We start from the raw sequence: 8959 nt of genomic DNA, 5'->3' as shown, positions 1-8959 counted from the left end.
GCTGGGGGCTCCGCACGGCGGCGTGTCGCCCGAAGCCCCTGAACCGGCAACACCGAAGCCCTGAGCCGGCAAGACGGATTGGGCCTTGAGCCGGCAACGCAGAATGCCGGGGTGGGTGCGCGGAGGCGCACGCCGGCTGCGCTGCCGGCGAGCGCGGTCAGGCGCCGGTGAAGCGCGGTTCGCGCTTCTCGATGAAGGCGGCGACGCCCTCGCGCATGTCTTCGGTGCGGAACGCGTCGCCGAAGCCCGCGATCTCGAAATCGGTCGCCGCGTCGGTGCTGCGGCCGGATGCCTCCACGAGCACGCGCTTGGCGAGGCTCACGGCCGGCGCGGCGTTCGCACGAACCTCGTCGAGCGTGGCGCGCGCCCCCGCGAAGAGGGCGTCGCGATCGGCGAACGATCGCGCGACGAGTCCGATCGCGACCGCCTCGGCCGCGGGGATGCGCCGACCGGTGTAGATGAGCTCCTTGGCCCGGGCGAGTCCGACGGCCCGGGGCAGTCGCACGGTGCCGCCGAAGCCGGGGATGAGACCCAGGTGCACCTCGGGCTGACCGAAGCTCGATGCATCCGTCGCGTAGATGAAATCGCACGCGAGCGCGAGCTCGAGTCCGCCGCCGAGGGCGAAGCCGTCGACGCACGCGATGACGGGCGCGGGGAGACCTTCGACCGCGGCGGCGACGCGGTGCCCGAGGCGCGAGGCCTCTTCGCCCTGCTCGGGGGTGAGCCCGGCCATGCCGCGGATGTCGGCGCCGGCCGCGAACGCCCGGCCGCCCTCGCCCGTGAGCAGCACGCCGCGTACGGCGCTGCCCTCGGCCGCGAGCGACTCGAACGCGGCGAGCAGGGCCGACAGCACCTCGGGTGCGAGGGCGTTCAGCGCTTTCGGGCGATCGATCGTCACGATCGCGAGGTCGCCGTCGCGCTCGACGCGCACGTCGGGCCCGGTCTCGTGCGTGCTGGGCTCGGCCATGGTCGTCCTCTCCGCACGGCCCGTTCCGTGTCGCGCTCCACGCTACGCCATCGTGCCGACAGGGGCGGCGGTACCATTGCGAGGGGGCGACGGATGCCGCGTCGGCATGCCGCCCGCACTCTCTCCAGACCGCAGCACACGAGGAGCCGGCCATGCGAACGTCCACCATCACCCGTCGTGCAGGCGTCGCCGCGGTGATCGCCGCCGCGACCGCTCTCACACTCTCCGGCTGCTTTCCGAACCCGGGCGACCTCGTCAACAAGGGCGTCGAAGAGGCCATCGAGGGGGCGACCGGCGGCGATGTCAGCCTCGGCGGCGAACTGCCGGCCGACTTCCCCGAGTCGATCGCGCTCATCGACGGCGACATCGCCTTCGCGGCGGGCGCCGGCGGCAGCGAGGGCTGGATGGTCATGATCACCTCGAGCGCGGCAGACCCCGTCGCCGACGCCGCGGCGAAGCTCGAGGCCGCGGGCTTCACCGAGGACACCACACTGTCGGGTGACACCGCGAGCGCCGTCGTCTACTCGAACGGCGAGTACCTCGTGCTGGTCGCGGGCGACGGCGAGGCCGTCTCGTACACCGTGACCCAGCAGGCGAAATGACGAGCCCGGGCCGTCGCATCGGCACGATCGTCGTCGCGTTCCTGATCGGCATCGCCTACGGCGCGCTCGGCACGATCGGGCATCGGGCGGCACTGCGCATCGGCGACGCGCAGATTCCGTGGGGCCTCGTCGCCGCACTCGTCGGGGTTGCGGCGCTGCTCCTGGGCATCCGTCTCGTCGCGGGCGGGCGGGGGGCCGCAGCGGCGGCCGGCGCCGGCATCGTCGTCGCGGTCGCCGTGCTCACGCTGCCCGGCCCCGGCGGATCGGTGCTCATCGTCGGCGACCTGACCGGCACGGTGTGGTCGATCGCCCCCGCGCTCATCGCGGTGCTCGTCGTAGCCTGGCCGAAGCTGCCGGCGCCGCGCCGACGCGACGGTGCGACGGCGTGACGCACGGCGACGCACCGTGCGACGCCGTCGCGCTCGCGGCCTAGACTGAAGGCCCAGCCTCTCGAAGGGACAGCGAACACCGTGACCTATGTCATCGCCCTCCCGTGCGTCGACGTCAAAGACCGCGCCTGCGTCGACGAGTGCCCCGTCGACTGCATCTACGAGGGCGACCGGATGCTGTACATCCACCCCGACGAGTGCGTCGACTGCGGTGCGTGCGAGCCGGTCTGCCCGGTGGAGGCCATCTACTACGAAGACGATCTGCCCGAGATGTGGGCCGACTACTACAAGGCCAACGTCGAGTTCTTCGACGACATCGGCTCGCCCGGCGGCGCCGCCAAGATCGGTGTGATCCCGAAGGACCACCCCGTCGTCATGGCACTTCCGCCGCAGGCGCACTGAGCCGGGCGCGCCGAGCATGGCCCGCGGCGACCTGCCCGACTACCCCTGGGACCTCATGGCCCCGTTCCGCGAGCGTGCGGCGGCGCACCCCGGCGGTGTCGTCGATCTCTCGATCGGCTCGCCGGTCGACCCGACGCCGGCGCTCGTGCGCGATGCCCTCGCGAACGCGACCGACGCCCACGCGTACCCTCAGACGACCGGCACCGACGAGCTGCGCGGTGCGATCATCGACTGGTTCGCCAGGCGCCGCGGGGTGACCGGCCTCACCGAGGCGAACGTGCTGCCGACGGTGGGATCCAAAGAGCTCGTCGCCCTGCTGCCGTTCCTGCTCGGCCTCGGCGAGGGCGACGTGGTCGTGCACCCGCGAGCGGCGTACCCCAGCTACGAGATGGGCGCCGTGCTCGTCGGCGCCACCGCGATGGCCTCCGACGACCCGGCCCAGTGGCCGGCAGCGACGAAGCTCGTGTGGCTGAACAGCCCGGGCAACCCCGACGGCCGGGTGCTCACGATCGACGAGCTGCGGGCCGCGCGCGAGCGCGCACTCGAACTCGACGCCGTCATCGTCGGCGACGAATGCTACGCCGAGCTCGGTTGGCAGGGCGAGTGGGCGGATGCCCCGGTGCCCAGCCTGCTCGACCCCCGGGTCGTCGGCGACAGCCGGCGGAACACGCTCGTCGCCTACTCGCTCTCGAAGCAGTCGAACATGGCCGGCTACCGCACGGCCTTCATCGCCGGCTGCCGCACGGTCATCGCGCGCATCACGACTGTGCGCAAGCACGCCGGGCTCATGCTCGCGCAGCCCCTGCAGGCGGCGATGATCGCCGCGCTCCGCGACGACGCGCACGTCGCCGAGCAGAAAGCGCGCTACCACGCCCGGCGCGAGCAGCTCGCGCCGGCGCTCGAAGCCGCAGGGTTCCGCATCGACCGCAGCGAGGCCGGGCTCTACCTCTGGGCGACCGAGGGCCGCGACGCGTGGGACTCGATCGGGCGACTCGCCGATCTCGGCATCGTCGCGGGCCCAGGCCACTTCTACGGCGTGCACCACCCCGAGCACGTGCGGCTTTCGCTGACGGCGACCGACGAGCGCATCGCGGCGGCTTCCGAGCGACTTCGGGCCGCTGCTGCGGCGTGACATCCGCTCGCCCTCCATGCAGATTCGCGCGCAGACTGTGACTCTCGCCAACGGATAGGATGATCTGTTGGCGGGTGCGACAGTGTGTTCGGAGCCCGTCTAGGCTGTATCCGGGTCGGTGCCGCGCGAGTGGTCACGCCCGGAAAGCAGGTGACCGCGCAAGTGACGATCACAGGAGGCGCCGTGAGCGACGTCCGGAACAAGTCGGCAGGGGAGACCCCCCAGGCCGCGACCCTGAGCTTCGGCGGCACGACCGCAGAACTGCCGGTGCAGCGTGCAGTGCAGGGCAACTCGAGCATCGACGTGTCGACGCTGACCCGGCAGACCGGACTGACCGCACTCGACTACGGGTTCGTCAACACCGCATCGACGCGGTCGGCGATCACCTACATCGACGGTGAGCAGGGCATCCTGCGGTATCGCGGGTACCCGATCGAAGAGCTCGCGGCGAGCTCGACGTATCTCGAGGTCGCGTGGCTGCTCATCTACGGCGAGCTGCCGACGGCCGATCAGCTGGGGGAGTTCGACGAGAAGATCCGTCGCCACACGCTGCTGCACGAAGACCTGAAGCGTTTCTTCTCGTCGCTGCCGCACACGGCGCACCCGATGTCGGTGCTCTCGAGCGCGGTGTCGGCACTCTCGACGTACTACGAGGACTCGAGCGATCAGAACGACCCCGAGCAGGTCGAGCTGACCATGGTGCGTCTGCTCGCGAAGCTGCCCGTCATCGCGGCCTATGCGCACAAGAAGTCGATCGGCCAGGCGTTCCTCTATCCCGACAACTCGCTGTCGTTCGTCGACAACTTCTTGAAGCTCAACTTCGGCAACATGGCCGAGTCCTTCGAGGTCGACCCGGTGCTCTCGACCGCGCTCGACCGGCTGCTCATCCTGCACGAAGACCACGAGCAGAACGCATCGACGTCGACCGTGCGTCTCGTGGGCTCGACGGGTGCGAACCTCTACGCCTCGATCTCGGCGGGCATCCAGGCGCTCTCGGGACCGCTGCACGGCGGCGCCAACGAGGCCGTGCTGCAGATGCTCGGCCGCATCCGCGAGTCGGGCGAGGGCGTCGAGAAGTTCGTCGAGCGCGTGAAGAACAAGGAAGACGGCGTCAAGCTCATGGGCTTCGGGCACCGCGTCTACAAGAACTACGACCCGCGCGCGACGATCGTCAAGCAATCGGCCGATGAGGTGCTCGCCGGGCTCGGCGTCGCCGACCCGCTGCTCGACATTGCGAAAGAGCTCGAGCAGTTCGCGCTGCAAGACGACTACTTCAAAGAGCGTCGCCTCTACCCGAACGTCGACTTCTACACCGGAGTCATCTACAAGGCCATGGGGTTCCCGACGCGCATGTTCACCGTGCTCTTCGCGATCGGCCGCCTGCCCGGCTGGATGGCGCACTGGCGCGAGATGAACCTCGACCCGCAGACGAAGATCGGTCGCCCGCAGCAGCTCTACGTCGGCGAGCCCGAGCGGCACTACCCCGGCGCCTGAGCGCGGCCGTGCCCGCGCTCAGGCGCATCGCGCCGCGCGCACGGGTCGCACCTAGCACACGCGCGAACGGGCAGTCGTTGCCGGGTCTGTGCGCGTGAGGCGGCAACAACTGCCCGTTGGCGCCAACCCCCCACGCGTTCAGCCCGCGGGCGTCAGCGTCAGCGTGTCGTGGGCGTTCGCCTTCACGGCGTCGGCCGTGACCGCCCAGTCGCGCAACTCGCCGCGCTGCCAGAGCGGCGCCTGGTCGGCGTAGTTCGGGTGGAACGCGTGACCCGACGCACCGGTGAGGTTGATCCAGCGTGAGGCGTCGCGGTCGGCGAGGTCGACGACCATGCGCATCGACGGCACCCAGTCGACGCCGTAGCCGACGCTCGCATCCCAGCCGATCGCGTTGACGATCGCCGAGCCGCCGCCGAGTTCGTAGGGGCCGCGGTTGAAGAGCCACTCGATCGGGGCGACGCCCGACTCGCCGAAGCTCTGGTTCGTGAGGGTCAGGGTGTGCAACCGGCCCCACCGCCAGGAGTCGGGGTTGGACCCCATGCGCTTCGACGCTTCGCTCCACGCCGTGTCGAGCGCGCTCGCGATCATCGCGTCGCGCCCGGTGACGCCGAGCTCGTCGTTCGTCCACCAGCTCGCGTCGGGCTCGCCGAGCAGGGTGCCGACGACGTTGAACCAGCGGTCGCCGCCCTGCGGCTGGGCCGACTCGGGCAGCCCGCCGAACATGTCGTCGAGCAGGTTGCGCCAGAACACGGCGAAGTAGGCCGCCTGGGCGCTGTCGACGTCGGCACTGCCGTTCCATTCCGCGAGCAGCTCAGCCCCGCGGGCGGCGTCGCCGGTGAGCTCGAGCTCGGCGATCACGGGCAGGAACGCATCGGCGTTCGCGTCGCCCGTGTCGAGTTGGATCTCGGCGAGCGAGTCGACGGTGAACGACTTGCCCGCGTCGATGCGCTCGCGGATCAGCCGGTCGATGCCGGCGGCGCGGTAGCCGTAGTCCCAGTCTTTCGTGAGCATGGGGCCGTCGGGGCCGGCGGCGGCGTTGTTGGCGGTGACGATGTAGCCGGCCGGCGGGTTCAGCACCGACGGCAGCTGGTCGAACGGGATCGTGCCCGCCCAGCCGTTCGCACTCGTCCACCCGGGCAGCGGCAGCGTGCCGTCGCCGGTCTTGCGCACGGGGATGCGGCCGGGAGCCTGGTAGCCGATGTTGCCCGCGTTGTCGGCGTAGATCAGGTTCTGCGCCGGTACGTCGAAGAGGGCGGCTGCCGCGCGGAACGTGTTCCAATCGCTTGCGCGGTCGAGTGCGAAGATCGCGCCGGCGGTCGTGCCCGGTGAGAGCGCCGTCCACTGCAGCGAGACCTCGTAGGCGCCGTCGGGTTGGCCCGCGACGGCGGGGTACTCGGCGGCCACGGCGCCGAAGTCGTCGCCGATGTCGGTCACGATGGGGCCGCGCGCGGTCGAGCGCACCGTGATCGTGACGGGGTCGCCGCCGGCGACCTCGATCGTCTCCTCCCGAGTGGTGAACGGCACTTGCACGCCGTCGAGTTCGTAGGCGTCGTCGGTGACGCGCTCGAGGTAGAGGTCGGCGACGTCGGGGCCGAGATTGGTGAAGCCCCACGCGACATCAGCGTTCTGGCCGATGACGATGCCCGGCAGTCCCGAGAACGAGTAGCCGGCGACGTCGAATCCGCACGCCTCGGTGATGGCGACGCAGTGCAGGCCCATCTGCGTCCAGATCGAGGGCATGGCCGGGCCGAGGTGCGGGTCGTTCGCGAGCAGCGGCAGTCCCGACTCGGTCAGCGACCCCGAGACCACCCACGAGTTCGAGCCGATGTCGCCGCCCTCGGGGCCGAGCAGTTCGGGCACGCCGTCGATCGCCGCGCGCAGGCTCGCGAGCGCATCGGCGACGCCGGCGGTCGCGTCGACGCCGTCGGCCACCGTGGCCGGGTCGGTGCCGCCTGATCCGAGAGTGGATGTCGCCGCGGCATCCATTTCGATGGGGTCACCGTCTGCGGCGAGCGGCGTCGACGACAGCGCCGCCGGGGCTGCCGCGGGCTGCCCGCCGACGATCGTCGGCATCGTGCCCCAGGAGAAGTCGGGGTGCAGGCGCGCGACCTCTTCGGGCGGCAGCGCCGTCGCGAGCATCGCGCGGTCGATCTCGTCGCCGAGGTTCGACCGCAGATCCCAGGCCATCGCCTTCAGCCAGGCGATCGAGTCGATGCCCGACCACGGCTCGGGGGAGTAGCCCGGGTTCTGCAGGCCGAGCACCGCGTACTCGAGCGAGAGGTCGGCGCCGCTGCGCTCGGCGAGGTAGGCGTTGACGCCCTCGGCGTAGGCGTCGTAGTAGGCCTTCTGCACGTCGCCGAGCGCGTCGTACTCGTGCTCGGCGATGCCCCGCCAATCGAGCGTGCGGATGAACGAGTCGGTGCCGACCTGCGACTCGCCGAAGAGCTCGGCGAGGCGCCCTGCGGTGACGTGGCGGCGGAAGTCCATCTCCCAGAAGCGGTCTTGCGCGTGCACGTAGCCCTGGGCCACGAAGAGGTCGTGGTCGGTCTGGGCGTAGAGCTGCGGAACGCCGGCGTCGTCGCGGATGACGGTGACCGCGGCGTCGAGGCCGGCGACGTCGACGGTGCCGCTCGTCGTCGGGAACGAGCGCTGCACGGTCCACCAGCCGAACCCGGCCGCGGCGACCACGAGCACGAGCACGGTGATGAGCAGCCCGGTGAGAAATCGCATCGCTCGATGCCGGCTGGTTCGCGGTGCGTCGGTGCCCACGTCACTCCCTTGTGCTGCGCAAGACGGAGGGCCGCTCCACGGCGGCCCGAGTCACCAACTGTAGCCGAGACGAGGCCGTTGCGAACGGGTCGTTGCAGGGCTGTGATGTGCGTCGCCGCGGTTCGTCGAGGAGGCCGTCTGCGGCCGTGTCGCGACCCTACGCGTGCAGCGCCGCGTTCAGCTGCACGCCCTCGCCCGTGCGCGACAGCGCCTCGACCTGTCCGTTCAGCGAATTGCGGCGGAACAGCAGGTTCGGCACCCCTGAGAGCACGACCGCCTTGACGGTGTTCGGCCGTTCGCCCTGCCCGCCGTGCAGCACGACCTTCGTGCCCGCCGTCACGTAGAGGCCGGCCTCGACGACGCTGTCGTCGCCGATCGAGATGCCGATGCCCGAGTTCGCCCCGAGCAGCGCGCGCTCGCCGATCACGACGCGCTCGGTGCCGCCGCCCGAGAGGGTGCCCATGATGGACGCCCCGCCGCCGATGTCGGAGCCGTCGCCGACGACGACGCCCTGCGAGATGCGGCCCTCCACCATCGAGGCGCCGAGCGTGCCGGCGTTGAAGTTCACGAAGCCCTCGTGCATGACCGTGGTGCCTGGTGCGAGGTGGGCGCCAAGGCGCACCCGCGCGGCATCTGCGATGCGCACGCGCTCGGGCGTGACGTAGTCGAGCAGGCGGGGGAACTTGTCGATGCCGGTCGCGTGGATTCCCGCGCGCTGCAGGGCGGGGCGCAGTCGGTCGAAGTCGACGGGATGCATCGGCCCCGCGTTCGTCCACACGACGGCGGGCAGGTGGCCGAAGACGCCGTCGAGGTTCACCGTGTTCGGCGCCGCGAGCAGGTGCGAGAGCACGTGGAGACGCAGGTACGCGTCGCTCGTGCTCGCCGGTGCCGCGTCGAGGTCGATCGTGAGTTCGACGGCCTCGACGCGCACGTTCCGGCGGGCGTCCTCGCCGACGAACGTGGCATGCTCGGCCGCGAGGGGGGATGCCTCGGCCCCGAGCTTCGGTGCGGGGAACCATGCGTCGAGCACCGTGCCGTCAGCGGCGATCGTCGTGAGTCCGACGGCGGAAGCCGAGCGGGCAGGAGTGAGGGCGTCGTTGTTCGCAGGCATGTCTCAAGGGTAGCGAGGGGCGCCGTGCGAATGACACGGAGCGTCGGACCGGCTCAGACCTCGACGCCCGGAGGAGTTCACGAACGCGCCCGA

General features: G+C 70.9%; 8 protein-coding genes. 5 read left to right on the top strand and 3 right to left on the bottom strand.

The window, feature by feature from the left end; translation table 11 throughout:
* Positions 1-157: 157 nt before the first annotated feature.
* Positions 158-967 carry an enoyl-CoA hydratase/isomerase family protein gene (locus ACWGST_RS07330; protein ID WP_452046004.1) on the bottom strand — a complete coding sequence of 270 codons (810 nt, stop codon included), beginning with the start codon at positions 965-967 and terminating at the stop codon, positions 158-160.
* A gap of 152 nt (positions 968-1119) precedes the next feature.
* Here ACWGST_RS07330 and ACWGST_RS07325 point away from each other — a divergent pair, with 152 nt between their 5' ends.
* The 5 genes from ACWGST_RS07325 (at position 1120) to ACWGST_RS07305 (ending at position 4986) form a co-directional block, all read left to right on the top strand.
* Entirely contained in the window at positions 1120-1569 is a 450-nt protein-coding gene (locus ACWGST_RS07325; RefSeq protein WP_452046003.1) for a hypothetical protein, read from the top strand.
* Positions 1566-1958, top strand: coding sequence for a DUF6113 family protein (locus ACWGST_RS07320; protein ID WP_452046002.1), 393 nt, complete (start codon positions 1566-1568; stop codon positions 1956-1958). Before ACWGST_RS07325 ends, ACWGST_RS07320 begins: the two co-directional genes overlap by 4 nt.
* An 81-nt stretch (positions 1959-2039) precedes the next feature.
* On the top strand, positions 2040-2360 hold the full coding sequence (gene fdxA, locus ACWGST_RS07315; protein ID WP_452046001.1) for a ferredoxin: 321 nt from the start codon (positions 2040-2042) through the stop codon (positions 2358-2360).
* A gap of 16 nt (positions 2361-2376) precedes the next feature.
* Entirely contained in the window at positions 2377-3492 is a 1116-nt protein-coding gene (gene dapC, locus ACWGST_RS07310) for a succinyldiaminopimelate transaminase (RefSeq protein ID WP_452046000.1), read from the top strand.
* Positions 3493-3675: 183 nt separating this feature from the next.
* Entirely contained in the window at positions 3676-4986 is a 1311-nt protein-coding gene (locus ACWGST_RS07305; protein WP_452045999.1) for a citrate synthase, read from the top strand.
* A 138-nt stretch (positions 4987-5124) separates the two neighbouring features.
* On the opposite strand, the gene ACWGST_RS07300 is transcribed toward ACWGST_RS07305, so the two are convergent.
* Together ACWGST_RS07300 and dapD are read right to left on the bottom strand one after the other, a co-directional pair.
* Positions 5125-7716 carry a penicillin acylase family protein gene (locus tag ACWGST_RS07300; RefSeq protein ID WP_452045998.1) on the bottom strand — a complete coding sequence of 864 codons (2592 nt, stop codon included), beginning with the start codon at positions 7714-7716 and terminating at the stop codon, positions 5125-5127.
* A gap of 196 nt (positions 7717-7912) precedes the next feature.
* The gene (gene dapD, locus ACWGST_RS07295; RefSeq protein ID WP_452045997.1) at positions 7913-8866 is read right to left on the bottom strand and encodes a 2,3,4,5-tetrahydropyridine-2,6-dicarboxylate N-succinyltransferase; all 954 of its coding nucleotides are present in this window, start codon (positions 8864-8866) and stop codon (positions 7913-7915) included.
* Positions 8867-8959 lie beyond the last annotated feature (93 nt).

The organism is Agromyces sp. NPDC055520 (assembly GCF_053619715.1).
Note: the sequence above shows the minus strand (reverse complement) of the source record. Positions and strands in the feature narration are given on the sequence as shown.